This window comes from Pseudomonas sp. GM21, from assembly GCF_000282215.1.
Lineage (GTDB): Bacteria > Pseudomonadota > Gammaproteobacteria > Pseudomonadales > Pseudomonadaceae > Aquipseudomonas.
In genome coordinates, this window is the sequence record NZ_AKJS01000097.1 from 17480 (window position 1) to 44285 (window position 26806).

The 26806-nt window shown below is 57.6% G+C and carries 29 protein-coding genes; 12 read left to right on the top strand and 17 right to left on the bottom strand.

Going from position 1 to position 26806, the window contains the following annotated elements:
• Positions 1-2: 2 nt before the first annotated feature.
• The 3 genes from modB to PMI22_RS13645 form a co-directional block, all read right to left on the bottom strand.
• On the bottom strand, positions 3-683 hold the full coding sequence (modB, locus tag PMI22_RS13655) for a molybdate ABC transporter permease subunit (protein WP_007946181.1): 681 nt from the start codon (positions 681-683) through the stop codon (positions 3-5).
• Positions 683-1450, bottom strand: coding sequence for a molybdate ABC transporter substrate-binding protein (gene modA, locus PMI22_RS13650; RefSeq protein ID WP_007946182.1), 768 nt, complete (start codon positions 1448-1450; stop codon positions 683-685). The genes modB and modA overlap by 1 nt, the downstream gene beginning before the upstream one ends.
• A 259-nt stretch (positions 1451-1709) precedes the next feature.
• Complete coding sequence (locus PMI22_RS13645; protein ID WP_007946183.1) at positions 1710-2774, bottom strand: NAD(P)H-dependent flavin oxidoreductase; 1065 nt, start codon at positions 2772-2774, stop codon at positions 1710-1712.
• A 187-nt stretch (positions 2775-2961) separates the two neighbouring features.
• Between PMI22_RS13645 and acuI the strand changes: the two genes are divergently transcribed.
• Complete coding sequence (gene acuI, locus PMI22_RS13640) at positions 2962-3945, top strand: acrylyl-CoA reductase (NADPH) (protein ID WP_007946184.1); 984 nt, start codon at positions 2962-2964, stop codon at positions 3943-3945.
• Here acuI and ada read toward each other — a convergent pair whose 3' ends face one another.
• The 5 genes from ada to PMI22_RS13620 all read right to left on the bottom strand — a co-directional run bounded on the left by ada (position 3946) and on the right by PMI22_RS13620 (position 7069).
• Positions 3946-5010 (bottom strand): bifunctional DNA-binding transcriptional regulator/O6-methylguanine-DNA methyltransferase Ada, encoded by a 1065-nt coding sequence (ada, locus tag PMI22_RS13635; protein ID WP_007946185.1) that lies wholly within the window; start codon positions 5008-5010, stop codon positions 3946-3948.
• Positions 5011-5097: 87 nt separating this feature from the next.
• A complete protein-coding gene (gene alkB / locus PMI22_RS13630; protein WP_007946186.1) occupies positions 5098-5763 on the bottom strand; it encodes a DNA oxidative demethylase AlkB in 666 nt (221 codons plus the stop codon).
• A gap of 3 nt (positions 5764-5766) precedes the next feature.
• Complete coding sequence (locus PMI22_RS13625) at positions 5767-6435, bottom strand: 2OG-Fe(II) oxygenase (protein ID WP_007946187.1); 669 nt, start codon at positions 6433-6435, stop codon at positions 5767-5769.
• Positions 6436-6560: 125 nt separating this feature from the next.
• Positions 6561-6731: a hypothetical protein gene (locus PMI22_RS31620; protein ID WP_007946188.1), complete on the bottom strand. Its 171-nt coding sequence runs from the start codon at positions 6729-6731 to the stop codon at positions 6561-6563.
• Positions 6732-6766: 35 nt separating this feature from the next.
• Positions 6767-7069, bottom strand: a complete 303-nt coding sequence (locus PMI22_RS13620) for a DUF1883 domain-containing protein (RefSeq protein WP_007946189.1) — start codon at positions 7067-7069, stop codon at positions 6767-6769.
• Between the two features lie 212 nt (positions 7070-7281).
• On the opposite strand from PMI22_RS13620, the gene PMI22_RS13615 reads away from it, so the two are divergent.
• Both PMI22_RS13615 and PMI22_RS13610 read left to right on the top strand, forming a co-directional pair.
• Entirely contained in the window at positions 7282-7638 is a 357-nt protein-coding gene (locus PMI22_RS13615) for a hypothetical protein (RefSeq protein WP_007946190.1), read from the top strand.
• 72 nt (positions 7639-7710) lie between these two features.
• The gene (locus PMI22_RS13610; protein WP_007946191.1) at positions 7711-7941 is read left to right on the top strand and encodes a hypothetical protein; all 231 of its coding nucleotides are present in this window, start codon (positions 7711-7713) and stop codon (positions 7939-7941) included.
• A 10-nt stretch (positions 7942-7951) separates the two neighbouring features.
• Here PMI22_RS13610 and PMI22_RS13605 read toward each other — a convergent pair whose 3' ends face one another.
• Both PMI22_RS13605 and PMI22_RS13600 read right to left on the bottom strand, forming a co-directional pair.
• Positions 7952-8233 carry a hypothetical protein gene (locus PMI22_RS13605; RefSeq protein ID WP_007946192.1) on the bottom strand — a complete coding sequence of 94 codons (282 nt, stop codon included), beginning with the start codon at positions 8231-8233 and terminating at the stop codon, positions 7952-7954.
• 140 nt (positions 8234-8373) lie between these two features.
• Positions 8374-8565: a hypothetical protein gene (locus PMI22_RS13600; protein WP_007946193.1), complete on the bottom strand. Its 192-nt coding sequence runs from the start codon at positions 8563-8565 to the stop codon at positions 8374-8376.
• A gap of 255 nt (positions 8566-8820) precedes the next feature.
• Between PMI22_RS13600 and galU the strand changes: the two genes are divergently transcribed.
• Together galU and gorA are read left to right on the top strand one after the other, a co-directional pair.
• The gene (gene galU / locus PMI22_RS13595; RefSeq protein ID WP_007946194.1) at positions 8821-9660 is read left to right on the top strand and encodes a UTP--glucose-1-phosphate uridylyltransferase GalU; all 840 of its coding nucleotides are present in this window, start codon (positions 8821-8823) and stop codon (positions 9658-9660) included.
• Positions 9661-9790: 130 nt separating this feature from the next.
• The gene (gorA, locus tag PMI22_RS13590) at positions 9791-11149 is read left to right on the top strand and encodes a glutathione-disulfide reductase (RefSeq protein WP_007946195.1); all 1359 of its coding nucleotides are present in this window, start codon (positions 9791-9793) and stop codon (positions 11147-11149) included.
• On the opposite strand, the gene PMI22_RS13585 is transcribed toward gorA, so the two are convergent.
• Positions 11146-12156, bottom strand: a complete 1011-nt coding sequence (locus tag PMI22_RS13585; protein WP_007946196.1) for a DNA-binding protein — start codon at positions 12154-12156, stop codon at positions 11146-11148. The two genes, gorA and PMI22_RS13585, sit on opposite strands and share 4 nt — an antisense overlap.
• 178 nt (positions 12157-12334) lie before the next feature.
• Between PMI22_RS13585 and PMI22_RS13580 the strand changes: the two genes are divergently transcribed.
• From PMI22_RS13580 to ahpF, 3 genes are all read left to right on the top strand, one after another.
• Positions 12335-13273: a site-specific integrase gene (locus PMI22_RS13580; protein WP_007946197.1), complete on the top strand. Its 939-nt coding sequence runs from the start codon at positions 12335-12337 to the stop codon at positions 13271-13273.
• A gap of 150 nt (positions 13274-13423) precedes the next feature.
• A complete protein-coding gene (ahpC, locus tag PMI22_RS13575; RefSeq protein WP_007946199.1) occupies positions 13424-13987 on the top strand; it encodes an alkyl hydroperoxide reductase subunit C in 564 nt (187 codons plus the stop codon).
• 137 nt (positions 13988-14124) lie between these two features.
• Positions 14125-15690, top strand: coding sequence for an alkyl hydroperoxide reductase subunit F (gene ahpF, locus PMI22_RS13570; RefSeq protein ID WP_007946201.1), 1566 nt, complete (start codon positions 14125-14127; stop codon positions 15688-15690).
• Between the two features lie 193 nt (positions 15691-15883).
• Here ahpF and gloA read toward each other — a convergent pair whose 3' ends face one another.
• Entirely contained in the window at positions 15884-16405 is a 522-nt protein-coding gene (gene gloA, locus PMI22_RS13565; RefSeq protein WP_007946202.1) for a lactoylglutathione lyase, read from the bottom strand.
• Positions 16406-16550: 145 nt separating this feature from the next.
• Here gloA and PMI22_RS13560 point away from each other — a divergent pair, with 145 nt between their 5' ends.
• Positions 16551-17075 (top strand): DUF4946 domain-containing protein, encoded by a 525-nt coding sequence (locus PMI22_RS13560; RefSeq protein ID WP_007946203.1) that lies wholly within the window; start codon positions 16551-16553, stop codon positions 17073-17075.
• A gap of 177 nt (positions 17076-17252) precedes the next feature.
• Here PMI22_RS13560 and PMI22_RS13555 read toward each other — a convergent pair whose 3' ends face one another.
• On the bottom strand, positions 17253-17618 hold the full coding sequence (locus PMI22_RS13555; RefSeq protein WP_007946204.1) for a histone-like nucleoid-structuring protein, MvaT/MvaU family: 366 nt from the start codon (positions 17616-17618) through the stop codon (positions 17253-17255).
• Positions 17619-17851: 233 nt separating this feature from the next.
• Positions 17852-19387, bottom strand: a complete 1536-nt coding sequence (locus tag PMI22_RS13550) for an EAL domain-containing protein (protein WP_007946205.1) — start codon at positions 19385-19387, stop codon at positions 17852-17854.
• Between the two features lie 507 nt (positions 19388-19894).
• On the opposite strand from PMI22_RS13550, the gene hppD reads away from it, so the two are divergent.
• Positions 19895-20971: a 4-hydroxyphenylpyruvate dioxygenase gene (hppD, locus tag PMI22_RS13545; RefSeq protein WP_007946206.1), complete on the top strand. Its 1077-nt coding sequence runs from the start codon at positions 19895-19897 to the stop codon at positions 20969-20971.
• Between the two features lie 128 nt (positions 20972-21099).
• Here the strand turns inward: hppD and rarD are convergent, their stop codons facing one another.
• Both rarD and PMI22_RS13535 read right to left on the bottom strand, forming a co-directional pair.
• Positions 21100-21981, bottom strand: coding sequence for an EamA family transporter RarD (gene rarD / locus PMI22_RS13540; RefSeq protein ID WP_007946208.1), 882 nt, complete (start codon positions 21979-21981; stop codon positions 21100-21102).
• A 241-nt stretch (positions 21982-22222) separates the two neighbouring features.
• Positions 22223-23236 (bottom strand): aldo/keto reductase, encoded by a 1014-nt coding sequence (locus tag PMI22_RS13535; RefSeq protein WP_007946209.1) that lies wholly within the window; start codon positions 23234-23236, stop codon positions 22223-22225.
• A gap of 403 nt (positions 23237-23639) precedes the next feature.
• Between PMI22_RS13535 and PMI22_RS13530 the strand changes: the two genes are divergently transcribed.
• Positions 23640-24005 (top strand): DUF6124 family protein, encoded by a 366-nt coding sequence (locus PMI22_RS13530; RefSeq protein ID WP_007946210.1) that lies wholly within the window; start codon positions 23640-23642, stop codon positions 24003-24005.
• Positions 24006-24181: 176 nt separating this feature from the next.
• On the opposite strand, the gene PMI22_RS13525 is transcribed toward PMI22_RS13530, so the two are convergent.
• Positions 24182-25492, bottom strand: coding sequence for an MFS transporter (locus tag PMI22_RS13525; protein WP_007946211.1), 1311 nt, complete (start codon positions 25490-25492; stop codon positions 24182-24184).
• A 169-nt stretch (positions 25493-25661) separates the two neighbouring features.
• On the opposite strand from PMI22_RS13525, the gene PMI22_RS13520 reads away from it, so the two are divergent.
• Positions 25662-26774 (top strand): sugar diacid recognition domain-containing protein, encoded by a 1113-nt coding sequence (locus PMI22_RS13520; protein WP_007946212.1) that lies wholly within the window; start codon positions 25662-25664, stop codon positions 26772-26774.
• Positions 26775-26806: the final 32 nt, after the last annotated feature.

Sequence of the window (26806 nt, forward strand, 5' to 3'; positions counted from 1 at the left end):
GATCAGCTCCAGCCCGCTTTGGTTTTACGGCCGGAGTAGAGCACCAGCAACACCGCAAAAGAGAACACCAGCATCGCCCCGGCCAGCCAATGGGCCTGGGCATATTCCATGGCTTCGACATGATCATAGATCTGCACCGACACCACGCGAGTCTTGTCCGGGATGTTGCCGCCGATCATCAACACCACGCCGAACTCGCCAACGGTGTGGGCGAAGCCGAGGATCGCAGCAGTGATAAAACCGGGGCGTGCCAACGGCAGGATCACGCTGAAGAAGGTGTCCCATGGATTCGCGCGCAAGGTCGCGGCGACCTCCAATGGGCGAGTGCCAATGGCGGAAAAGGCGTTTTGCAGCGGTTGAACCACGAACGGCATTGAATACAGGACTGAGCCAACGACCAACCCCGCAAAACTGAAGGTCAGGGTGCCCAACCCCAGTGATTGAGTGAACTGACCGACAAAGCCATGAGGACCCAATGCCAGCAACAAATAAAAACCAATCACGGTGGGCGGCAGGACCAGAGGCAGGGCGACAATCGCCCCGACCGGGCCGCGCAACCAGGAGCGGGTGCGCGACAGCCATAACGCAATCGGAGTGCCGATGACCAGCAGGATGGCCGTCGTCAGGGACGCCAGTTTGAGAGTCAGCCAGATGGCGGAAAAGTCGGCACTCGTCAGCGTCATTAGAGTTGGTAACCGTAGGATTTGATGACAGCGGCGGCTTTCGGACCTTTAAGGTAGTCAACCAGGGCTTGGGCGGCCGGGTTGTCCTTGCCTTTGTTGAGGACCACTGCGTCTTGTTTGATCAGGTCGTGCATCTCGGCTGGAACGATCCATGCCGAACCGCCGATGACTTTGCCGTCTTTGAGGATTTGCGACAAGGCTACAAAGCCAAGTTCGGCGTTGCCGGTGGAGACGAACTGATAGGCCTGGGTGATGTTTTGGCCTTCAACGATTTTGGCCTTGACCTTGTCAGTCAGGCCCAGCTTGGCCAGCACCTGAGTCGCGGCCAGGCCGTAAGGTGCGGTTTTGGGGTTGGCGATGGCCAGATGCTGAAATTGATTGTCGCTGAGCACTTTGCCCTTGGCATCGACGTAGTCGTCTTTGGCCGACCACAAGGCCAGGGTGCCAATGGCGTAAGTGAAGCGCGACCCCTTGACCGTGTCGCCTTCAGCTTCAAGTTTTTGCGGCGTGGTGTCGTCTGCCGCGAGGAACACTTCGAACGGTGCGCCATTTTTGATCTGGGTGTAGAACTGCCCGGTTGCACCATAAGCTGCGACCAGTTTGTGCCCGGTGTCTTTTTCGAAATCGGCCGCGATGGCCTGGATGGGCGCAGTGAAGTTGGCCGCGACGGCAACCTGGACTTCGTCCGCCTGGGCGGTGCCGAGAGCGAAGGTTGCGATCAGGCTGGCGAGGCACGCAGGGGCAAAACGTGAGACGCGTATGGTCATGAAACGGCTCCGTGACAGGCAAGTGCTGCAAGGGGGGTTAACGCTATATAAATAAATATATAGCGAAAGGCCTTCAAACGGAACGTGTTGGTTCTGAACGCGCACAAACCTGTAGCAGCTGGCGAAGCCTGCGTCCGGTTGCGAAGCAGCCGTAAAATCAGCCAACTCGGTGTATCAGATACACCGTGGAGACAGTGTTTACGACGGCTGCGCCGCCGGACGCAGCCTCGCGGGCTCGGCAGTTGCTACATGGATCGCGTTATCGATGGAGCAGCTTGGCCAGTCCGGCGTCCGCCAGGTGTCGGGTCAATTCTGCCGCCGTCATTTCAGCGCCTAATCTGAATGCCTGCCCGGCCCACAGATTGCTGAAATCCGCTTCGTCCTTGGCTCGCAACGGCATCAGCGCACCACCGGCGAGTGGGAAGGTCGGCGCTTTATCGCAGATCGGCCCAAGCTCGCGCATCACCCGATTGAGGATGCCGCGCGCCGGGCGACCGGTGAAAATGTTAGTGACGGCGGTCTCACTCTCTTTGGCGGTGCGCAATGCTTTGTAATGTGAGCCGCTGACCTTGGCTTCCGGTGTGAACAAGTAAGCCGTACCGACCTGCACCGCCGAGGCGCCCAACACAAAGGCGGCAGCCACCCCCCGCGCATCACTGATTCCGCCGGCTGCAATCACCGGCACGTTCACGGCATCGACAATCTGCGGCACCAAGGCAAAGGTCCCGACCTGGCTGCTCAGATGGTCACTGAGAAACATCCCGCGATGACCACCGGCCTCGTAACCCATGGCGATGATTGCGTCGCAGCCTTGCTGTTCCAGCCAGACGGCTTCTTCGACCGTGGTGGCCGAGGAGAGAATTTTCGCGCCGGTGGCTTTTACCCGATCCAGCAGGGATTTTTCCGGCAGGCCGAAGTGAAAGCTGACCACTTCAGGGCGAAACGCTTCGACGACCTCGCAGGCAGCGGCATCGAACGGTGCTCGATTTGAAACCGGTGTCGGCGCGTCGAAATCGGCGCCCAGTTCCCGGTAGTAAGGTTCCAGCAGATCCTTCCAGTCCCGAGCGCGTTGCTCATCAGGAGCCGGAACCTGATGGCAGAAATAGTTGATGTTGAACGGGCGCTGGGTATGTTGGCGAATCGTCTGCAACTCTTCGCGCAGTTGCTCGACGCTGAGCATCGCAGCCGGCATCGAGCCCAGACCGCCGGCGTTGCTCGTCGCGATGACCATGGCCGATCCATTGGCGCCGGCCATGGGGGCCTGAATGATCGGCAGTTCGATACCGAGCAGGTCGAGAATGCGGGTGTCTGGCCATTGGCTCATGTCATTGATGCTCCGACGTCAAAACAGGGCAGGGACGGTAGAACCGGTTTTTTACCAGCTATCACAGGTGCAGGGCCAGTCGACTTTTGGCCGGCCTGCGGTTTGGCTGAAAGTCTTGTACGGCGAAATGTTGGTTTGTGGTATTTCAAGGGTCCCACATCCTGATTGATTCCATTGAGAGGCAACGATGTTCAACGGTATTTTGATCGATAAAGACGACAGCGGTTACCGGGCCACACTGCAACAGATCAATGACGATCAACTGCCCGAGGGCGATGTGACGGTGCGCGTGGCGTACAGCACCTTGAACTTCAAGGATGGTCTGGCAATCACCGGCAGCAGTCCGGTGGTGCGAAAATTCCCCATGGTGCCGGGGATTGATCTGGCCGGCACTGTCGAAGTCAGTGAGCACCCGGACTACAAGGTCGGTGATCAGGTCGTACTCAATGGCTGGGGCGTGGGTGAAGGACATTGGGGTGGATTAGCGCAGAAGACACGCCTGAACGGTGACTGGCTGATTCCGCTGCCGAAGGAATTTACTACGGCTCAAGCAATGGCCATCGGCACCGCAGGCTACACGGCAATGCTGAGCATCCTGGCGCGGGAACATAACGGTGTGACGCCGGAGCAAGGCGACGTACTGGTGACCGGTGCCAACGGTGGTGTAGGCAGTTTCGCCATCGCGCTACTGAGCAAGCTGGGCTATCGCGTCGTCGCCTCCACCGGTCGTACGTCCGAGCACGAGTACCTCAAACAGCTAGGCGCCAGTGAAATCATCGACCGCGCCACGTTGTCCGAACCCGGCAAACCGTTGGCCAAGGAACGTTGGGCGGCGGTCATAGACTCGGTCGGCAGTCACACGCTGGCCAATGCCTGCGCCAGTACAAAGGCTAACGGCACGGTCGCTGCCTGTGGTCTGGCGCAAGGCATGGACTTCCCGGCTTCGGTCGCACCGTTTATTTTGCGTGGCGTGACATTGGCCGGGATCAACAGCGTGACCCAGCCCAAGGCCAGACGCGTACTGGCCTGGAATCGACTGGCCAAGGATCTGGACTTCGCGTTGTTGCCGTTGATCAGTCATGAAATCGGGTTGAGCGAGGCGATCGAAGCGGCACCGCGTCTGCTTGCCGGGCAATTGCGCGGGCGGGTGGTGGTCGACGTGAATCACTGATCAGCGCGTCTCGCGTTCCAGCAATTGGCGCTTGCGCTCAACCCCCCAGCGATAGCCTGACAGGTTGCCGTCGCTACGCACCACGCGGTGGCAAGGAATCGCCACCGCCAGACTGTTCGCGCCGCATGCCTGGGCCACGGCGCGCACGGCTTTTGGCGAGCCGATGCGTTGGGCAATCTCGGCATAACTGGCGGTGCTGCCGGCGGGAATCTCGCGCAAGGCTTGCCAGACGCGTTCCTGAAACGCCGTGCCGCGCACGTCCAGCGGCAAGTCCAGGCCGACGGCTGGGGCTTCGATAAATCCCACCACCTGGGCGACCAGTTGCTCGAACTCATGATCTGCACCGATCAGGTTGGCACGGCGAAATTTGTCCTGTAGGTCGCAGACCAGTTGATGCGGATCATCTCCCAGCAGAATCGCGCAAACCCCGCGTGCGCTTTGCGCCACCAGAATGGCCCCCAGGGAACATTGGCCGACGGCAAAACGGATGTCGGTATTGTGCCCCTCAGCGCGGTAGTCCCCCGGCTTCATGCCCAACAAATGATCTGCTGCTTCATAGAAACGACTATTGGAATTGAAGCCGGCGTCATACAAGGCGTCGGTGACCGAGCCACCCTCCATCAGGCGTTCACGCACCTTGCGCGAGCGATGGGCCGTGGCATAACCCTTGGGAGTCAGCCCGGTGACGGCTTTGAACACGCGGTGGAAGTGGAAACTGCTGAGGCCCGCGGATTCTGCCAGCTCATTGAGCGTCGGCAGGTTTTCGGCGGATTCGATGTGCCGGCAGGCGGCGGCAACGGTAGCCGCGTGCTGGGCAGTGACGTCACTTTGATCTTTTGCGGCGCGTTTGCTTGGACGATAGCCCGCCGCTTGAGCCAGCTCCGGCGTGTCGAAAAATTCGACATTTTGCGGTTTCGGCAAGCGCGCCAGGCTGCTGGGGCGGCAGTAGATGCCGGTGGTTTTTACCCCATAGACAAACTGCCCGTCCGCGGCCGGATCGCGGGCGACGACTGCGGCCCAGCGAGGATCGATCTCGGTTGCTGTTTTAGTCGAATGAGTTGTCATGTCTGTATGTCCATTGACCCGTTTCATTCAGATTAATCAGGCGGCAGGGGCATCGCACTCCGGGTCTTGCGGTCAAATTCGAGCGCTTCATCCGGCCGTGCGAAACGTAAAATTGATCCTTTGTTCGCCCAGTCTCGGATGATGACCGTCCTTGATCGGCAGTACGCCGTGATAGCGCAAACGGTCCACGCCACCCCAGATCACGATGTCACCATGCAGCAACGGCACGCGACGGCTTTTATCGCTTCGTTCAAAGCCACCAAACAGGAACGTCGCCGGCAATCCTAGCGACACCGACACAATCGGGGCTGCGTAGGAACCTTCGTCTCTGTCCTGGTGCAATGACATCCTGGCCCCTGGGACATAACGGTTGATCAGGCAGGAGTCGGGGACGAAGTCCGGGAATCCCGCTTCACGCGCCGCTGCTTGGGCCAGTTCGAAAAACACCTCAGGCATCGCGGGCCAGGGTTGCCCGGTCTGTGGGTCATTGCGCGTGTATTTGTAGCCACTTCGGTCAGTAGTCCAGCCCAAGTCTCCGCAACTGCTTAACGCCACCGACATGGTAAAGCCGCCGGGTGTGACCATCTGCCGAAACGGTGCGGCCGCTAAAACCGCGTCCAGTGCGGTCAGTAACGGACCCAGCCAGGGCAGGGCAAAACCACGCAAGACGCAGGCTTGTTCGCCGATTTGCTCGCGTCTGGGTGGCTGCTCGGGTTCTGTGTCGGCAAACAAATCCAGGGTGATGGGGCTCATGAGTCATAACGCATCGTGAAAGATGATTCCAAGAGTATGCCGTTTTCCGCTGTGCACGCGACTCACACCGTGGCGCATGTTCACTCGGTAATAGCCGCGAACACCTTTGACCGGCCGCTGACTGACGGCAAAGATCAGGGCATCGCCTTTCTTCAGGTCAATGACCTGAGGACGTGACTGCATGCGCGGGCGCTGTTCGGTCAGGACGAATTCGCCACCGGTAAAATCCTCGTCCGGTGCTGACAGAAGAATCGCCACTTGCAGCGGGAAGACGTGTTCGCCGTACAAATCCTGATGCAGGCAGTTGTAGTCCTGAGGGCCATATTGCAGCAATAAGGGGGTTGGGCGTTCCTGCCCGGCGGCATGGCAGCGTTGCAGAAATGCTTCGTGCGTGGCCGCAAAGCGCGTCGGCAGGTCCATGCATTCGTACCAGCGATTGGCAATCGGCACCAGTGCGGGGTAGAGCTCGCTGCGCAAACGGGCGACAGGATCCGGCAGGGGGTATTTGAAGTACTTGTACTCGCCGCGGCCAAAACCGTGACGAGCCATGTTCACCTGTGAGCGAAAGAGCTCAGGCTGCCCGTACAGGGCGCTGATTTCGTCGCAGGCCTTGGCACTCAGGAGTGATCGGATTATGGCGCAGCCATCCTGATCGAGTTGTTGCTCCAACATGTTCTGAGGCCTTGACCAGATGTTTGATGGGGCAGTCTAGGCGACGGGGGAGGCGCGAACACTCCGGTGCTTGCGGTCAAATTTTCAGCAGCAGGAGCAGACATCCATGCTGTCGCTCCGGGCTGTTACAGCGCTTTGCTGACGCTGATGTCACTGATGACGTCATCACTCTGGCCATGAATGGCGTCAAGCGCTGCCTTGGCTTCTTCGGCGGTGCCGTTTTCAAGGTGGGCAAACTCGAAGCGGCGTTCACCGTTGAGTTTGTATTTGATGACGTACTTGGTCGTTTGGGCCACGGTCTTACCTGCCTTGTTTCATGTGCGGACGTTACTCAGCTCAGTTTCGTGCTGGAGCGACGGATGATCTTGATCGAGTGTGTCAGGGTCGGTTTGCGGGTCACGCTGATCGGCCGGCGGTTGACCGTGTCGATGGTGATGTTCCAGAAACCGGTGCTCGGTGCGGTAATCCGAGCCGGGAAGGTGTCGAATGCGCCGCCGTGGTAGGTGTGACGACCGCCATTTTTGAAGCTGCGGAAGTTGGCGTCGTTCATCAAGCGGATGTTGCACGTTTGGGAGCACTGGATGACGACGATGTCGTCTTCATTGAGGTGCTCGCGCTGGTGGATAAATTTCATGAGGCGCCTCCAGAAGGGCTTTTTCTACAAAATCAAAACGATAGCATGGGCGATGGGCGCAGTTTATCAGCCCGTACAGGTTATTATCCGGTCGTCGCGCTCCGCTTTGACAATTAAAACCGGTTATTCGCCTTCCCATGAGTGATAAAAGTGATAAGCCTCGGAGAAAATCAGCCATTGTGCTGTCGGAGGGTCTTTATCGGAGGTTTTGTATGAAGTGGGGTGTGTTAGTGCTGCCGTTAGCATTGGTCGTGAGTGGCTGCGCGAATGTTTCGGAGATCGACAAGACGCTACCAACCATGAGCGTGATCTCAGGCAAGAAGCCCCAGGAATACGCCCAGTGCCTGGTTGTACAATTGGCCGAGAGTCGTGGCGCCTTGCGGTTGGAATCGCAAAAAGACGGAATGCGTGTGATCGTTCCGGCGAAGTTCTCGTCGGACCCGGCCGCGGTCTTTGACATTGAAGAGCGCTCCAGTGGCAGCAGCATCAAGCTGCATGAGCGGATGTCCAATGTGCCAGTGCGGCCCATGGACGTACAGAAAGCCGCCAATACCTGTATTTCCGGCTGATAGACTAGCGAAGAACAACATTGATGCCGTCAAAGCTGTGCTTTGACGGCATTGTCATTTCTGGAGTCAGGCATGAAGCGAGAGCAGGTTCGGGAGCGCCATGCAGAGGGCCACATCTCTGCCACCCATGTGATTCAGAATCCGGCGGATCCAGGCGAATGGATCGTATTTTTCAAAAAAAGCGCCGGGCGCAGTTATTTTCTGGTGGACGATAACGATGAGGTCGAATCTTTCAGTCGTCTCGACGACTTGATCGAGGCCGTGCGTGGCCTCGGGATCAAATTCGCTGAAATTCACATGTAAGGTCGATGCCTTACTTGCAGACCACAACAACGCTGCGGTTCTTGAAATTGCCGACGTCGACACCCAGGGTCTTGTCGATTTCCTTGGGTGCCGGCGTGCCGTCGGTCCCGACAATTCGGTAGCCGGTACCAGCGCAGGAGGCATCGGCTTTTTCATAGCACGTGGCCCAGGAGTTGGCTTCGCCGGAGCAGTCGATGGTCAGCCCCTGTTCACCATTATTCAGGTAAGTCGTTTCCGAGGAGGCGCAGCCGCTCAAGGTCAATACTGCAAGCAATGGCAAAAATTTAGTCATGTTGTTGTCGTCGTCTGGATGATAGGGCTAAGCGCTGTGACAGCGCTGGCGTCAAAAGGTTATAGCGAAGGGCCACGTCATTGCAGACAAACACAAAAAAGCCCTGCGCAGGGGCAGGGCTTGGTCACAAAGGGTTCAGATCAAGTTTTGTCTTTTCCGCGACGTGCGACGGGCGGGTGTTCAAGCTGCAATACCGATGCCACTTCAATCGCCGTGGCTTCAGTAGTGAAAGGCCCGGCGATATTCTCGGTATCGCCGAAGTTGCGTATCCACCACTGGCTGTCTTCAGCCTGTTTGATCAGGAACCCGTTGACGCTTTTTGCTTCCGACATCTATCTGCCTCGTTGGCTGGTTCAATTAGGCAATGATAGCGCCAAATGCACTCGGGAAGTGCCGATGGGCGTATGGTGGTGCGATTGCTGCTAGTGCAGGTTTGAAGTTATCTGCTATCTGTTAGACGCTGCGGAACTATCTGCGGGAATATTTCTCTATGATGGCATCGGTTAGCCAGTGCGGGGCATTGTAAGGTGCGCGCCGCCTGATTAGACTGCGCCGAACTCGTACACACAGCCCTTTCAAGGACTTTTATGATCAAGAAATGCTTGTTCCCAGCAGCCGGTTACGGTACTCGCTTCCTGCCAGCGACTAAAGCCATGCCCAAAGAAATGCTGCCGGTGGTGAACAAGCCACTGATCCAGTACGGCGTCGAAGAAGCACTGGACGCTGGCCTGAACGAAATCTCGATCGTCACCGGTCGTGGCAAGCGCGCCCTCGAAGACCACTTCGACATCAGCTATGAGCTGGAAAACCAGATCAAGGGCACCGACAAGGAAAAATACCTGGTCGGCATCCGCAAGCTGCTGGACGAGTGCTCGTTCTCCTACACCCGTCAGACCGAAATGAAAGGCCTTGGCCACGCGATCCTGACGGGCCGCCCGTTGATCGGTGACGAGCCGTTCGCTGTGGTGCTGGCGGACGACTTGTGCGTCAACCTCGAAGGCGATGGCGTGCTGACCCAGATGGTCAAGCTGTACGAACAGTACCGTTGCACCATCGTCGCGATTCAGGAAGTGGATCCGCAGGAAACCAACAAGTACGGTGTAATCGCTGGCGAGTTGATCGCTGACGACCTGTACCGCGTTCGCAACATGGTCGAGAAACCGGCTCCGGAAGACGCTCCATCGAACCTGGCGATTATCGGTCGTTACATCCTGACTCCGGACATCTTCGAGCTGATCAAGCAAACCGAACCTGGTAAAGGTGGCGAGATCCAGATCACCGATGCGCTGATGAAACAGGCGAAAAACGGTTGCGTGATTGCCTACAAATTCAAGGGCAAGCGTTTTGACTGCGGTGGCGCCGAAGGCTACATCGAAGCAACCAATTTCTGCTTCGAGAACTTCTACAAGACTGGCAAGGCTTACTGATAGCTGTTGACCTGCTTGTATTGAAAAGCCACCTCTGGGTGGCTTTTTCATTTTCTGGCCCCATATCGTTTGCAGTACTTGCCCGGCGGACGTCTGCGGGTATGCTTGTGGACTGCCGAGGAGATTGAAAATGGCCTTTGATTTTGATTTGTATGTGATTGGCGCAGGTTCCGGTGGTGTACGCGCTGCGCGATTTGCCGCCGGATTTGGCGCGAAAGTGGCCGTGGCCGAGAGCCGCTATCTGGGCGGCACCTGTGTGAATGTCGGCTGTGTGCCGAAAAAATTGCTGGTCTACGGCGCCCACTTCGCCGAAGACTTCGAGCAGTCGTCCGGGTTTGGCTGGACGCTGGGCGAGGCGCAGTTTGACTGGGCCACGCTGATCGCCAACAAGGATCGCGAGATCAATCGCCTCAATGGCATTTACCGCAATTTGCTGGTCAACAGCGGCGTGATCTTGCATGAAGGTCACGCGAAAATCGTCGACCCGAATACGGTCGAGATCAATGGCGAACGCCATACGGCTAAAAACATCCTGATTGCGACCGGCGGCTGGCCGCAAATCCCGGAAATACCGGGGCATGAGCATGCCATCAGTTCCAATCAGGCTTTCTTCCTCAAGGAATTGCCGAAACGTGTCCTGGTAGTCGGGGGTGGTTACATTGCCGTTGAGTTCGCGGGCATCTTCCACGGGCTGGGCGCCCAGACTACGTTGCTGTATCGCGGCGAGCTGTTCCTGCGCGGTTTTGACGGGGCGGTACGCAAGCATCTGCAGGAAGAGCTGACCAAGCGTGGCATGGACCTGCAATTCAATAGCGATATCGAACGCATCGACAAGCAGCCTGATGGCAGCCTGAAGGTGACGCTCAAGGATGGTCGCGAGCTGGAGGCCGATTGTGTGTTCTATGCGACCGGTCGACGTCCGATGCTCGATAATCTCGGGTTGGAAAACACCGGGGTCAAGCTCGACAAGAAAGGCTTTATCGAGGTCGACGAGCAGTATCAGACGGCCGAGCCCTCGATCCTCGCGCTTGGCGATGTGATTGGTCGGGTTCAGCTGACGCCGGTCGCCTTGGCGGAAGGCATGGCCGTGGCGCGACGTTTGTTCAAGCCTGAGCAATACCGTCCGGTGGACTACAAGATGATTCCGACCGCCGTGTTCAGCCTGCCAAACATCGGTACTGTCGGTTTGAGCGAGGAAGATGCCCGCGAAGCTGGCCACGAGGTGGTGATCTTCGAAAGCCGCTTCCGCCCGATGAGGCTGACCTTGACTGAATGCCAGGAACGCACGCTGATGAAGCTGGTGGTGGACGCCAAGACCGATAAGGTTTTGGGTTGTCACATGGTCGGGCCGGATGCCGGCGAGATCGTGCAGGGGCTGGCCATTGCCTTGAAGGCGGGGGCGACCAAGCGCGACTTCGACGAAACCATCGGCGTGCACCCGACGGCCGCCGAAGAGTTCGTCACCATGCGCACACCTGTCGCAGGTTAATCGTCCTTCGCTGCGTCTGGCGCTGTCGCACTGACCGCCGCCAGGCGCACGCTTTCATCCAGGCTTGCCTGAGTCTTGAGCAACTGGATTTCCAGCGCTTTGATTATCTGCGACTGTTCGTCGACACTCTGTTTCAACGACTGACCTTCCAGCAGTGCGACGCGCAAACGTTCCTGGAGGAGGGTGCGTTCGCTGTCGATGCGATGGACCTGTTCCAGCAATTGGTCCTGTCGACTATTGGTTTGCTTGAGTTGGTCCTGCAACAGGCTCAACTCTCTTTGGGCACCACGGTTCTCGGTGAACAAGCGCTCATTGTCGCGGTGCAGTTGAGTGATCTCGTCCTGGCGCACCATTGCGCTTTGCTGCGCCTGGCGCAACTCCATTTGAATCTGCTGCACCTGGCTTTCGTGGCGGCTTTGTTCCTGCTCACGCTGTTCTTTGACGGCGTTACGGTAGTGCTCCAATGCCTCGCGCGCGTGCAGATGTTTTTCTTCCAGCGAGCGGATCTGCTCGTCCTTGTCCTGCAAGCGTAATTCGAAACCGGCCAGCGCCTGATTCAGCCCGGCGTTGCGGGTTTGTTCCGTCTGCAACATTGAGCGGGTTTCTTGAAGCGAATCAGATTCCTGTGTCAGCGCCAGGCTTTGCATTTCGTACTGCTGATGCAATTCGGTGTTGCTCTCCTGCGCTTCTGCCAACTGGCTTTCCAGCGTTTTGCGCTGCTGTTCGAATGCCTCGCGAGCCTGGTCGATGGGTTCCTGGGCCTTCTCCTTCAGACGTTGCGCCAAGCGTGACACCAGGCCTGCCAGCTCGTCATCGATAGGTTCTGGCGCAGGTTCGGCGCGCTCGCGGCCGTCATCCAGTTCTTTCAGATAGCGGTGGATCGTGGTTTTCGAGCCCGTGTTTCCCATTTCGATCCGTACTGCATCAATGCTTGGGTTTTCACCTCGGGCAAGTATCGCCAACCGTGCCGCTTGCACCACTGCTTTATTTACGCCGCCACGAGCCATGAGTTCTCCTACGATTTCGTACTGTGGTACATGCCACCAAAGTACGCAGTGTACCATCTGAAAAATAAAGTTAAATGATGTCAGTTTGTCATGCGGGATATACTGGTATTACCCCGTGTGATGAGCCGTACAATGTGATTGCACCCGCCAAAGCGGTACGTTTTAGAGAGTTGAACCGATGACCGAGCTGGATCGATACCTACAGGCCGCCACGCGCGACAACACCCGCCGCAGCTACCGGGCGGCCATCGAGCATTTCGAAGTTAGTTGGGGCGGGTTTCTGCCTGCGACTGCCGACAGCGTCGCGCGCTACCTGGTGGCGTATGCGGGGGAGTTATCGATCAACACGCTGAAGTTGCGTTTGTCGGCGCTGGCGCAGTGGCACAACAGCCAGGGTTTTCCCGACCCGACCAAAACGCCGGTGGTACGTAAAGTCTTCAAGGGCATTCGCGCGTTGCACCCGGCCCAGGAGAAACAGGCCGCACCCTTGCAGCTTCAGCATCTGGAGCAGGTGGTTGCCTGGCTGGAACTGGAAGCACAAACCGCCAAATCTCAAGATGATCAACCGACTCTCCTGAGAGCAAGGCGCGACATGGCGCTGATTCTCCTCGGATTCTGGCGCGGGTTTCGAAGTGATGAGTTGTGCCGTGTACAGATCGAACACGTTCAAGCGATCGCAAACTCAGGCATCACGCTTTATTTGCCGCGAACCAAGAGCGACCGCGAGAACCTCGGCAAGACCTACCAGACCCCAGCCTTACAGCGTCTTTGCCCGGTGAACGCCTACATTCAGTGGATCACCGAAGCGGCCCTGGTTCGCGGGCCGGTCTTTCGAGGCATCGACCGCTGGGGCCACTTGAGCGAAGAGGGGCTGCACGCCAACAGCGTCATCCCGCTACTGCGGCAGGCCCTGGAGCGTGCCGGTATTCCCGCCGAGCACTACACCAGTCACTCCTTGCGACGCGGGTTTGCCAGTTGGGCGCATCAGAGCGGTTGGGACTTGAAGTCGTTGATGAGTTACGTGGGCTGGAAGGATATGAAGTCGGCCATGCGCTATGTTGAAGCCAGCCCGTTTCTCGGCATGGCTCGACTCACCGAAAAGCCGTTGGCGCTGTAGATCACGTTTTCTTCTATTAATACCGTCGGCTAATAGCGAAAACAAATCAGCAGCATGAGGTTTGCCAATGAGCCATCCGGTGATCGAGTGGGTAGGATTCACCCCATCAACTTGTTAACCAAACTTTTCAACCCTGACGGAGAGTCATCGATGCCTATCATCAACAGCCAAGTTAAACCATTCAAAGCTGACGCCTTCAAAAATGGCGACTTCGTACACGTGTCGGACGCTGACCTGAAAGGCAAGTGGTCTGTCGTTTTCTTCTACCCGGCTGACTTCACCTTCGTTTGCCCGACCGAGCTGGAAGACCTGGCTGACAACTACGACGCGTTCCAGAAACTGGGCGTCGAGATCTACAGCGTTTCCACCGATACCCACTTTGCCCACGCTGCCTGGCACAACACTTCGCCAGCCATCGGCAAGATCCAGTACACCATGATCGGCGACCCGACTCACGCTATCTCCCGCAACTTCGACGTGTTGATTGAAGAAGCAGGCCTGGCTGACCGTGGCACCTTCGTGATCAACCCTGAAGGCCAGATCAAAATCGTTGAACTGAACGATGGCGGCGTTGGCCGTGACGCTTCCGAGCTGCTGCGCAAAATCAAGGCTGCCCAGTACGTCGCTGCTCACCCGGGCCAGGTTTGCCCAGCCAAGTGGAAAGAAGGCGAGGCCACTCTGGCTCCGTCCCTGGACCTGGTCGGCAAGATCTAAGTCTGTGAGCGCTTCATCAGGGCGGTACGCCGCACCTACTCAGTAAGCTGCACCGCCCTCAAAAACGCCCGGGCGAGATTCGCTCGGGCGTTTTTTTATGCCTGCTTTTTATGAAACAGCAAAAGGAAATCGCCCGTATGTTGGACGCCAATCTTAAAGCCCAGTTGAAGTCGTACCTGGAACGGGTCACCCAGCCGATCGAGATCGTTGCTTCCCTCGACGACGGTGCGAAATCCCAGGAATTGCTTGAACTATTGAAAGACGTTGCCAGTCTTTCCACGCAAATTACCTTGCTCGATAACGGTGACGATGCACGCAAGCCATCGTTCTCGATCAATCGCCCGGGAGCCGATATCAGCCTGCGTTTCGCCGGCATCCCGATGGGCCACGAATTCACTTCGTTAGTGTTGGCGCTGCTGCAAGTCGGCGGCCACCCTTCGAAGGCCAGTGCTGAAGTGATCGAACAGATTCGCTCACTCAAAGGCGAGTTCAGCTTCGAGACCTACTTCTCGCTGTCCTGCCAGAACTGCCCGGACGTCGTTCAGGCGTTGAACCTGATGGCCGTGCTGAACCCGAACATCCGTCACGTCGCCATCGACGGTGCACTGTTCCAGGCCGAAGTCGATGAGCGCCAGGTCATGGCGGTGCCCAGTGTCTACCTCAACGGTGTGAATTTCGGCCAGGGCCGCATGGGCCTGGAAGAGATCCTCGCCAAGCTCGACACCAGCGGTATCGAGCGTCAAGCCGAGAAGCTCAGCGCCAAGGACGCCTTCGATGTATTGGTCGTTGGCGGTGGCCCGGCCGGTGCAGCGGCGGCCATCTACGCGGCGCGTAAAGGCATTCGCACTGGTGTGGCGGCGGAACGTTTTGGTGGGCAGGTGCTCGACACCATGGCCATCGAAAACTTTATTTCCGTGCAGGAAACCGAAGGGCCGAAACTGGCCAGTGCCCTTGAAGAACACGTTAAGCAATACGACGTCGATATCATGAACCTGCAGCGGGCTACCGCGTTGATTCCAGCGAAGAATCCCGGCGAGTTGCATGAGGTGCGGTTCGAAAGCGGTGCCACGCTGAAAACCAAGGCGCTGATTCTTGCCACGGGCGCGCGCTGGCGTGAAATGGGTGTGCCGGGCGAACAGCAATACAAAGCCAAAGGCGTATGTTTCTGCCCGCACTGCGACGGTCCGCTGTTCAAGGGCAAGCGTGTGGCGGTGATCGGCGGCGGTAACTCCGGTGTTGAAGCGGCGATCGACCTGGCCGGCATTGTGTCTCACGTAACGCTGCTGGAGTTCGATGTGCAATTGCGCGCCGACGCGGTCTTGCAGCGCAAGTTGCACAGCCTGCCCAACGTCACTGTGATCACCAGTGCGCAGACCACCGAAGTGTTGGGAGACGGACAGAAGGTCAACGGCTTGCGCTACAAGGATCGTCAGTCAGACGAGTTGCGTACGGTCGAGCTGGAAGGCATCTTTGTGCAGATCGGTTTGCTGCCTAACACCGACTGGCTCAAGGGCACTGTCGAGTTGTCGCCTCGTGGCGAGATCATCGTCGATGCTCGCGGTGAAACCTCGATGCCGGGCGTGTTTGCCGCCGGTGACGTGACCACCGTGCCGTACAAACAGATCGTGATCGCCGTGGGCGAGGGTGCGAAGGCTTCCCTGAGCGCGTTCGATCACCTGATCCGGACCTCGGCCCCGGCGTAAACGCCGACGCTGAGAACAAAAAAACCCCATGAGTGATCATGGGGTTTTTTTGTGCCTTGCCCATGATCGTTCCCACGCTCTGCGTGGGAATGCAGCCCGGGACGCTCCGCGTCCAAAAAAGGCGTGACGCAGAGCGTCACAGGAGGCGTTACCACGCAGAGCGTGGGAACGATCGGGGAATGCTCAGTGGGGCTTACAGTGGCGCAGGCTGAATGATCTCGACCCAGTACGCATCCGGGTCCTTGATGAAGGCCAGGCTTTTCATGCGCCCGTCATTCAAGCGCTTCTGGAAATCACAGCCCAGCGCTTCAAAACGCTCGCACGCTGCGCGGATGTCCGGTACGGAAATGCAGATATGACCGAAACCACGCGGGTCAGTGTTGCCGTTGTGGTAGGCGAAGTCAGGGTCGTTCTCGGTCCCGTGGTTGTGGGTCAGTTCGAGAATGCCAGGGATCGACTTCATCCACTCGGTGCGTGCAGCGGCGTCGGCCGGGATCTGGTTTTTGTCGACCAGGGCCAGGAAATACAGACTGAATTCCGCTTCCGGGAAATCGCGTTTTTCCACCAGCGAGAAACCGAGGATGCGCGTGTAGAAATCCAGGGACTTAGTGATGTCCTTGACCCGAAGCATGGTGTGGTTGAAGACGAACTTCTGGGTCGCGGTGTCAGGCTGGGCGGTGACGCCTGGGAAAGTGTTCAATTCGTGCAGGCTCATGGGCCCTCCGGAAAATAAGTGGGGCTAACGAATGGCGACAATGATACGCAACGCCTCAGACATCACCAAACCAAAACCGTCAGCTATTGCCTGACAGGCGGGCGAGGCTCAGACTTTACGGCTCAGTCCGTGAGTGTTTATTGCAATGGTTCGATTCTGTCACTCGATGTTCATCATGCTCGGCATCTTGTCTGCGATTACCAGCGCTCATGCACAGGTGCCTCAGGTGATATGGCCCAGTGGCTGGGAAGTCGAAGCTCTTGCGCAGGACGATGCCGGCGCTAAAGTGTCCCGTCAGCGCGCGGTCAAAAACGATCAAAGCGGCACGCCGGTGATGGTCATGGAATTGACCATGACTCAGGTGGAAAGCGGTCACCAGGTGAATGTGCAAGGCGTGTTGCTTGAAATGCGTAAAGCGGTGCAAAAGGACTTCTTTCAAAGCGGCTACCAAAGTGTCTGTAACAAAGTTCATCCCACGACACTGAGCCGCCTGTCGGCCCTGGAAACTACCTGCACCATTACTCAGAACGGACGACATGTGCTGTCGCAAACATTGGTGGGGGCGGTGGATGCCGATAACGCCTATGTTCTTTCGTACGCGGGGCAAGCCGAGGCTTATAAGGAAAGCCAGGAAGAAATTGAAGCAGTCCGTAACAGCCTGAAACTTTAGTGTCGGCGTTTAACGTGGCGACGGATTTGGGCGGGTTTCGACATTTTTAGATACCCAAAGGCATTAAGCATAAAGTTAATCGGCAAGTTGCGAGTTGATCCACGCCGATCGTTGCATTTAGAAGGCATCCATAAAAAAAGCCCTGCATTGGCAGGGCTTTTTTATAACCGCTAGCTGTTAGCTGCGCAGCCAGGAGTCAACAGTGGATGCACCGTATTGTTCCTTCCAAGCCTTCAGGCCACGGTGGTTGCCACCCTTGGTTTCAATCAGTTCACCGGTGTGCGGGTTCTGATAGACCTTGACCACGCGAGCACGGCGGGTTTTAGGTGTTTTTGCTTGTTGCAGACCGGATTTTGCCGGGTTCGGATCGAGAATGGCGACGATGTCACGCAGGCTCTTGCCGTAGGTTTTCATCAGCCCCTGGAGCTTTTCTTCGAATTCGATTTCTTTCTTGAGCCCGGCATCGTTCTTCAGCGACTCCAGCTGCTTGAGCTGTTCCTGAAGGGCCTTTTCAGCTGCGCGAAATTCAGCGAGTCTGGACAATATCTTTACTCCAATAGTGTGTTTGGCTGATACCAACCGCAAACAAAGCTATAAGCCAAGAGCCTTGAAGCGACTCGGTGATAGTGGCTCACCTGCCAGATTTGCACAGGCATGAAAAATTGTAGTAGTTAATTGGCCAAGAGTAAATCCTGACGTTTTCTTCATGTAACAACCGTAGTCTTTTGATTCAATTTGGTGCGGGTTGTCGATGTCCCGTCGCTTAAAGTCACTAGTTAATGGTGGGTTAATGCGTTAATGAACTCTGCGCCGGGCATCGGTCGACCGTACAGATATCCTTGCAGGAAGTTCACGCCGTGGGCGCTCAGATAGTCACTTTGCTCCTGTGTTTCCACACCTTCGGCGACGATTCCCAGATCGAGTTTGGCCGAGAGTTCGATGATGGAATCCAGAATGTGCCGCGAAAGCGCGTCGATGCCGATCATGGCAACGAAGCTTTTGTCGATTTTCAGGAAATCCACATTGAACTGACGTAAATAACCCAGGCTGGAGTGCCCGGTGCCAAAGTCGTCAATCGCGATCATAACGCCCAGCGCATGAAGCTGTTCGAACAACTGGAGCGTAACGTCGCTCGGCTTGATCAGTTCGCGTTCGGTCAGTTCCAGCACCAGGTTGATGGAGCCGGGTGCGAAGGCGCGGAGAAACTCACGACAGTCTTCGACCAGTTTCAGGTCGTTGCAGTGACTGGCGGTGATGTTGATGGCGATGTGAAAGGGTTCATTGAAGGAGGAGGAAACAGGCCCCAGCCATTGGGCGGTCTGTCGCATCAGTGAACGGGTCATGGGCACGATCAGCCCGGAATCTTCGGCGAACGGGATGAACATCTCAGGGCGTACCAGGCCTTCCTTCGGGTGTTTCCAGCGCATCAACACTTCGGTGCCGGACCACTTCCTGGTATCGCCATGCACAACCGGCTGAAAATACGGGACAAACTCTTCCGCGGCCAGGGCGCGCTGCATCTCGCGAGTAGGCGACCATGAGCGCTTCTGCAGGACGTGTCCGATGGCGCCGGAGACCACACCAAAAAAAATCAGCAGGCTGAACAGCGGCGGGTATTCGCCGGCCATGTAGCGCCAGATTTCGCTCTCGGGGTAACCGGCGACGACGGTAAAGCCATAGCGCGAGGAAGTGAGTTCGCTTTCGGCGACGGGCAAGGTGGGCAGGGGGGCTTTGTGGACTTGGCCGTCGGCGGATAACCAGTTCGGTCCCACTTGCAATAGCAGCAACGTCTTGCGACCAATCAGGCGCAGCACATTACTTAAGTGGTAACCGTCCAGGGTCGTCAGTGCGCCCTGTTTTCCCTCGCTCAGGCGATACACCAACAATGCGGTATTAGGGGTGACCGGGTTGCCACTCATGAGTAACAGCCTGCCTTGCGCATAGTCGCCGGCAGTGATCTTCTCCTGGGAATCGCCGAATAAAGAGCTGCAATAAATGGTGTCGTCCCATACCAGACTGGCCGAGCGCACGAACGGGCGGCGGGTGACCTGTTCGCGCAGGGCCAGCTTGACGTCGTTGCAATTTTTGCCAGCCAGCGGTAACAGTTCGCGAGCGGACTGGGCCGTATTGTCGAGCATCAGATCGAACTGGCGCAGGGCTTCCTCTGCGGTCTGTCGGCTGCTGTGCTCAAGGGCCCGTTCAGCCTGCATATATAGAATGGCACAACCCAGTATTACCGGGGGCAGCCCACACAGCAGGGTCACCATAATACGGGTGCGCAACGGGCGACGGCTTTTGGCTGTCAATGGCATCCGGGAAATCTCTCACGAAGAAGCAGGGCTCTATAATGCAGGCAGGACGACCACACGCCTCCCAAAAAAAGCTCAATTGATGGCCATAATAGTCGGCCCTCGGCGCTTGTGCCGTTAAACGGGTGTTTGATCTGATGGCCAGCTTGACATAGGCCGGGTTGACGGGGGGCGCTATCGTGCCTTGGTGGCATGCTGATGCTGGCGTGGATTTTCCTCTGCAACAAACCCCTTGCGCGATTAGGGAAATAGGGGATTTGATACAGAAGGCGGACAAACCGTTTTACGCTGTGTAGAATCGGGTTACGCATACAATAATAAACGCCTTCTGGCAGCAGAAGCCTCGCCCGCAAGAGCCTTGGGTCGACAATGAAGAGTTTCGGGTTTCAATTGATCTACGGTGACTTCCTCGCCCGCAGTGTGCGGGGCATTTCCTGTGCGCCGCCCGCCGGTCTCAGCATTGCTAATAACTAACATTTGTTAATTCCAAAAGCATGATGAGGCGCCAAAATGGCAGATTTATACGAAAACCCAATGGGCCTGATGGGCTTTGAATTCATCGAATTCGCATCGCCAACCCCGAACACCCTGGAGCCGATCTTCGAGATCATGGGCTTCACCAAGGTGGCGACCCACCGTTCCAAAGATGTGCACCTGTATCGCCAGGGCGCGATCAACCTGATCCTCAACAACGAACCGAACAGTGTGGCCTCTTACTTCGCGGCCGAACACGGCCCGTCGGTTTGCGGCATGGCTTTCCGGGTCAAGGATTCGCAGCTCGCCTACAAGCGCGCACTGGAAATCGGCGCCCAGCCGATCCACATAGAAACCGGCCCGATGGAGTTGAACTTGCCGGCGATCAAAGGCATTGGCGGCGCGCCGCTGTACCTGATCGACCGTTTCGGTGAAGGCAGCTCGATCTATGACATCGATTTCGTGTTCATTGAAGGCGTGGACCGCAACCCTGTTGGTGCCGGTCTGAAGATCATCGACCACCTGACCCATAACGTGTATCGCGGTCGCATGGCCTACTGGGCCAACTTCTACGAGAAGCTGTTCAACTTCCGCGAAATTCGCTACTTCGACATCAAGGGCGAATACACCGGCCTGACCTCCAAGGCCATGACCGCGCCGGACGGCATGATCCGCATCCCGCTGAACGAAGAATCGTCCAAGGGCGCCGGGCAGATCGAAGAGTTCCTGATGCAGTTCAACGGTGAAGGCATCCAGCACGTTGCTTTCCTGTCCGATGACCTGCTCAAGACCTGGGATCACCTGAAAAGCATCGGCATGCGCTTCATGACCGCGCCACCGGAAACCTACTACGAAATGCTCGAAGGCCGTTTGCCGAACCACGGCGAGCCGGTTGATCAACTGCAAGCGCGCGGGATTCTGCTGGACGGTTCGTCCGAGTCGGGCGACAAACGGCTGCTGCTGCAGATCTTCTCGGAAACCCTGATGGGGCCGGTGTTCTTCGAATTCATCCAGCGTAAAGGCGACGATGGTTTCGGCGAAGGCAACTTCAAGGCATTGTTCGAATCGATCGAGCGTGACCAGGTTCGTCGTGGCGTACTCGCCACCGACTAATCCGCCACACCGCTAAACAATGTGGGAGCGGGCTTGCCCGCGAATGCAATCGTTCATTCAACACATCAGTTGACTGACACGACGCCTTCGCGGGCAAGCCCGCTCCCACATTTGGTTTTGTGCGTGGCTTAAGGTCGGCGGTGCCGCATCAGGTGTTTGAAGCCTTCGAACACCAGCACCACCACCGCGAGCCAGATTGGAATATAAGTCAACCATTCCCCGGGCTTGATGCTTTCTCCGAGCAGCAATGCCACACCCAGCAACAACACCGGCTCGACATAACTCAACAGACCGAAAAGACTGAACGGCAACAAGCGGCTGGCGATGATGTAGACCACCAACGCCGAAGCGCTGATCACCCCGAGAATCGGGATCAACAGCGACAGCCATGGGTGTTGATCGAACACGCCAAAGCCCTGTTCACCACTCTGCACAAACCAGAAGGCCAACGGCAGCGTCAAAGCCATGTCCATCCATAAGCCACCAAGGTTGTCCGTGGCCAGACGCTTGCGCAGCACGAAGTAGGTCGGATAACCGATGCACACCAGCAAGGTCGCCCAGGAAAACCCTCCGACCTGATAGACCTCATTGGCCACGCCGAGGCAGGCGAAAAACACCGCGATCTTCTGTAGATAGGACAGACGCTCGCCGTAGGCGATTCGCCCGGTCAGCACCATTGTCAGTGGCAGCAGGAAATACCCCAGCGACACGTCCAGGCTGTAGCCGTTGAGCGGTGCCCACATGAACAGCCAGAGCTGTACACCGAGCAGGGCCGAGGAGGCGACCAGCGCGGCGATCAATTTCGGATGTGCGGTGGCGCGCCGAACAATCTCGATCACACGCGTCCATTCCCCGGACACCACCATGAACACGGTCATGCAGGGCACGGTCAACAACATCCGCCAGCCGAAAATTTCCACGCCGCTCAGGGGTGTGAGCAACGACGTGTAGTAATACATGACGGCAAACAGCACCGAGGCCGAAACCGATAAAGCGATACCTTTAGACAAACTGCCCTCGCGAGGTTGAACGTAAAACGGGGCGCAGAGGATACGTGGTTTTCGTATCAAATATTGTCCGTGAATGATCGTTCCCACGCTCTGCGTGGGAATGCCTCAAGGGACGCTCCGCGTTCCAGCTCCAGGAAGGGACGCGGAGCGTCTCGGGCTGCATTCCCACGCGGAGCGTGGGAACGATCAATGTGAAGGCGCCATCGCGAGCAGGCTCGCTCCCACAGTGGATTGTGTTACTTCAGTTGGTGCCGGGTTTACGGCCAGACACAAAATGGCTCACATCATTAAACCCCGGCGTCGACGAATGCCCAGGCACCACCAGTGAATCAATAAACGCCTCGTCTTCAGCCGTAATCTTCACCGCTTGCGCCTTGGTGTACGCATCCCATTGTTCCTCGGTGCGCGGCCCGACAATGGCTGAAGTGACGGCACCGTTGTTCAGCACCCAGGCAATCGCAAACTCGACAATCCCCACGCCACGTTCCTGGGTGTACTGCTGAATCTGCTGGGCAATGCGCAACGACTCAACCCGCCATTCGGTTTCCAGAATGCGCTTGTCTGCACGCCCGGCCCGGCTGTTGGCGTCCGGCTTCATGTCCGGCGCGTATTTTCCGCTGAGTACGCCGCGCGCCAACGGACTGTAAGGCACCACACCGAGGCCATAATTGTGCGCGGCGGTAATTTGCTCGGTTTCAGCCTGACGGTTGACGATGTTGTACAGCGGCTGACTGATCACCGGCCGGTCTACGCCGAGTTGATCGGCCACCCGAATCACCTCGGCGATGCGCCAGCCACGGTAGTTCGACAACCCCCAATACCGAACCTTGCCTTGGCGAATCAAATCGCCTATCGCCGACACCGTCACCTCCAGCGGCGTGTTGTGGTCTTCGCGGTGCAGGTAATAGATGTCGAGATAGTCAGTGCCCAAGCGGGTGAGGCTGGCGTCGATGCCGTTGAAAATGTGCTTTCGGCTTAAGCCACTGCGGTTCGGCACACCGTCGACCGGGCCGAAACCGACCTTGGTCGCCAGCACCCATTCGTGGCGATTGCCGGCAATCGCTTCGCCGACGATTTCTTCAGAGCGCCCGCCGGTGTAAACGTCGGCGGTGTCGATGAAATTGATGCCCTGGTCCCAGGCCTTGTCGATGATTCGCAGGGAATCTTCGGTGCTGGTCTGTTCGCCGAACATCATGGTGCCCAGGGTCAGGGTAGAGACCTGTAAACCCGAATGACCCAGCGTGCGATAGCTCATGAGGAAATCCTTTTACCTGTGGGAGAAAGGCTCACTCCTACAGGGGATTGGCGGCAATAAACAGACATGTTTAAACGGTCTGGAGCGATGGGGCTGGAGGCTACATAACCTTGCGCCGTTGCCTACGACTGCGCCAGAATCCGCCGGCTTGTGCGCCTTGGGGCTGGGCTCTATCGTTTGCTCGTCGCTGAAAAACAGCGATCGGGTTTGGTAGCCCGGTTGACTTAGTGCATAGCACACCTGATACAGCCCCTGCGGTCTGTGTCTTTATGGTGGCCATGCGCAGGGCGCTTTCGAGCGCGCCGGTTTCCAAGTCACCGGTCTACCAACCCGCGTATGGTCACCACCTCTTCGTTTGGTAGCGAAAGTGATGGCTCCTATTTTCTGATTTGGAGTTACATCTATGTTCAAGATCACACCCAACCCACCAGAAACCGACACCGACGACGTTTCCCCCTACGAATCCACCGATCCCAAAAAACTCAACACCGCCGCCGACCGCGCCCTCGACTACTACCTCAAACCGGTCATCCCCAAAGACACCCCCCGCAAACCCAGCACCATCTACTTCGTCGGCCCCGAGACCGATAACGAAACCTTGCTGGTCAACGCCTGCGAGACGTTGGCGTCAGCAAGTGTGATGTTGAGTGATTTCGCCGGGCAACTGAACGGTACGCAGCGCCATACCCTGCTGGGCATTCAACACTCCGTCATGCTGGGTGAGCTGGCGGTAAACCGGATGCTGGATAACGTCGACCCGCACAGCTAAGCCATAACGCAACCTGTAGCAGCTGGCGAAGCCTGCGTTCGGCTGCGCAGCAGTCGTGAAATCAGACAATGCGGTGTTTCAGGAAGACCACATGCTCCGGTTTTACGACTGCTTCGCAGCCGAACGCAGGCTCCGCCAGCTGCTACAAAAACTGCGTTACCGCAAATTGAACAGGTTTACACCCGCAACGTCCGCGTCATGCGCAGTGCCAGTAAGCTGCCGCACACAATCACACCCGCCAGCAGATAAAGCGCAGCATCGGTCGAACCGGTGCTGTCCTTGACCCAACCTACGAGGTAAGGGCTGAGGAAACCCGCCATCTGCCCCATTGAGTTGATCAGCGCCAAACCACCCGCTGCCGCACCTGCGCTCAGCAGTGCCGTCGGCACTGGCCAGAACATCGGCAAACCGGTGAGGGCGCCCATGGTGGCGAGGGTCAGGCCGAGAATCGCAATAGCCGGCGTCGTTGCAAAGTTCACCGCAATCAGCAGGCCCACTGCGCCCATCAACATTGGCACCACCAAATGCCAGCGGCGTTCTTTGCGCAAGTCCGCCGAGCGGCCGACCAGCAACATGAACACCGCCGCCAACAGGTACGGAATCGCACTCAGCCAGCCAATCACAAGGTTATCGCTGAAGCCCAGGTTCTTGATGATCGACGGCAGCCAGAAGTTGATCGCGTACACACCGCTCTGGATGCAGAAATAGATCAGGCCGAACGCCCAGATCGCCGGGTTCTTGAACACCGCCGACAGCGAGTCGGTGGTGGTTTTCGGTTTGTTGGCCAGGTCTTGGGCGTGATCCGCTTCCAGCACCGAGCGCTCAAACGGGGTCAGCCATTTGGCGTTGGCGTAGCTGTCGCTCAGCAGGAAATAGGCGAGGGCGCCAAGGATCACGGTCGGAATGCCTTGCAGCAAAAACATCCATTGCCAGCCGGCCAGGCCGCCCTGGCCTGCGCCAAAGTGATTGAGGATCCAGCCAGAGAACGGACTGCCGAGCAGGCCGGACACCGGGATTGCCGACATGAACAGCGCCATGATGCGGCCACGGCGAAAGGTCGGAAACCATTGCGAGAGATACAGCACCACGCCCGGGAAGAACCCGGCTTCAGCGGCGCCGGTAAACAGGCGTAACGTGTAGAACTCCGTAGGCGTGGTGACGAACAGCAGGCAAGTCGAAAGCGTGCCCCAGACGATCATCATCAGCGCGATCCAGCGCCGTGGGCCGAATCTGGTCAGGGCCAGGTTGCTCGGAACGCCGCACAGCACGTAGCCAATAAAGAAGATCCCGGCGCCGAGGCCGTACACGGTTTCGCTGAATTTCAGGGCGTCGAGCATCTGCAGTTTGGCAAATCCAACGTTCACCCGGTCGAGGTAGTTGAACAGGTAGCAGATGAAGATGAAGGGGATCAAACGCAGGGTAATGCGTTTGTAGACGGCGTTTTTCTCGTCAACGATGGCCTGGGTAGCGGCGGCGCTCTGTGACATGGCGGGCTCTCTCTTTATTATGATTTTTTGCGATGCGAGGGTAACGTGATCGCCCAGAGAGTCTCGGTCACGCTCCGGGTCGTTGTCTTTGTGCCTGAGCACAGGGTTTCAGACCCAGGCCTGTGCGGGTGAACAACCCGTTCCACTCCGTTTTCAAGGACCCCCCGTTATGTTCGAACTCGATCACGACCTGGCCCAGGACATTGTCGACCGGGCGATGGCCATCCTGCCCTACAACGTCAACGTCATGGACAGCCAGGGGTTGATTCTCGGCAGCGGCGAGCCAGAGCGCATCAATACCCGTCATGAGGGCGCGCAACTGGTGCTGGCCAACGGTCGGGTGGTGGAGATCGACGCGCAGACGGCGATCCATCTCAAGGGGGTGCAACCGGGCATCAATTTGCCGCTGCTGCTTGATGGGCGCTTGATTGGCGTGCTAGGCATCACCGGCGAGCCCGAGCCATTGCGCACTTATGCCGAGTTGGTGCGAATGACGGCGGAAATGCTGGTCGGCCAGCGCAATCAGCAGGCCGAGCAGCAATGGCGGCGTCAACGTTGCGATGATTTGCTGGCGTTGTTGCTGAGCGAAACCGGGGACTCGCCGCGCTTGCTCGATGAAGCGCAGCAGTTGGGGCTCAAGCCGCAGATGACGCGGGTGCCTTATCTGTTTGAATTGGGCATGGAACACGGCCCGGCGCAAACCGTTGAAGCGCTGAGTGCCTGGTTGACCTCGCGTTACCCGGACAGTTGGTGCGTGAGTTCGGCGAAGTCGTCGCTGCTGTGGTGCCGGCCGGCTTCACAAACAATCGAAAATGAACGGCTGCTGGAAAAACTCGATGGCTTGGGCTGGAACATTCTGCGCATTGCGGTGGGCGGCCAGGCCGAGGGATTGTCGGGGCTGCGGCGCTGTTACCGACGTGTCGGGGACTTGCTGGCGTACGGGCGCGATGTGTTGCCGCGTTCGCGCTTGCTGACGCTGACCCGTTATCGATTACCGGTGATGCTCTGGCGGCATCGCAACGACGACGCGCTGGACGAATTGCTCAACCCGTTGCGCAAAGTCATCGCCAAGGACGGCAACGGCCAACTGTTGGCGACCTTGCGCAGTTGGTGTGATCACGATGGCCAGAGCCAGGCATGCGCCGATGCGCTGGGGATTCATCGCAATAGTTTGCGGTATCGAATGGAACGGATTGCGGAGTTGAGTGGGGTTGATCCGCTGAAACTGGACGGCATGCTTGCGCTGTATCTCGGTGTTCAGCTTCTGCCGCAAACCGACTGACCGAACACAACCCCGTAGCAGCTGCCGAGCCT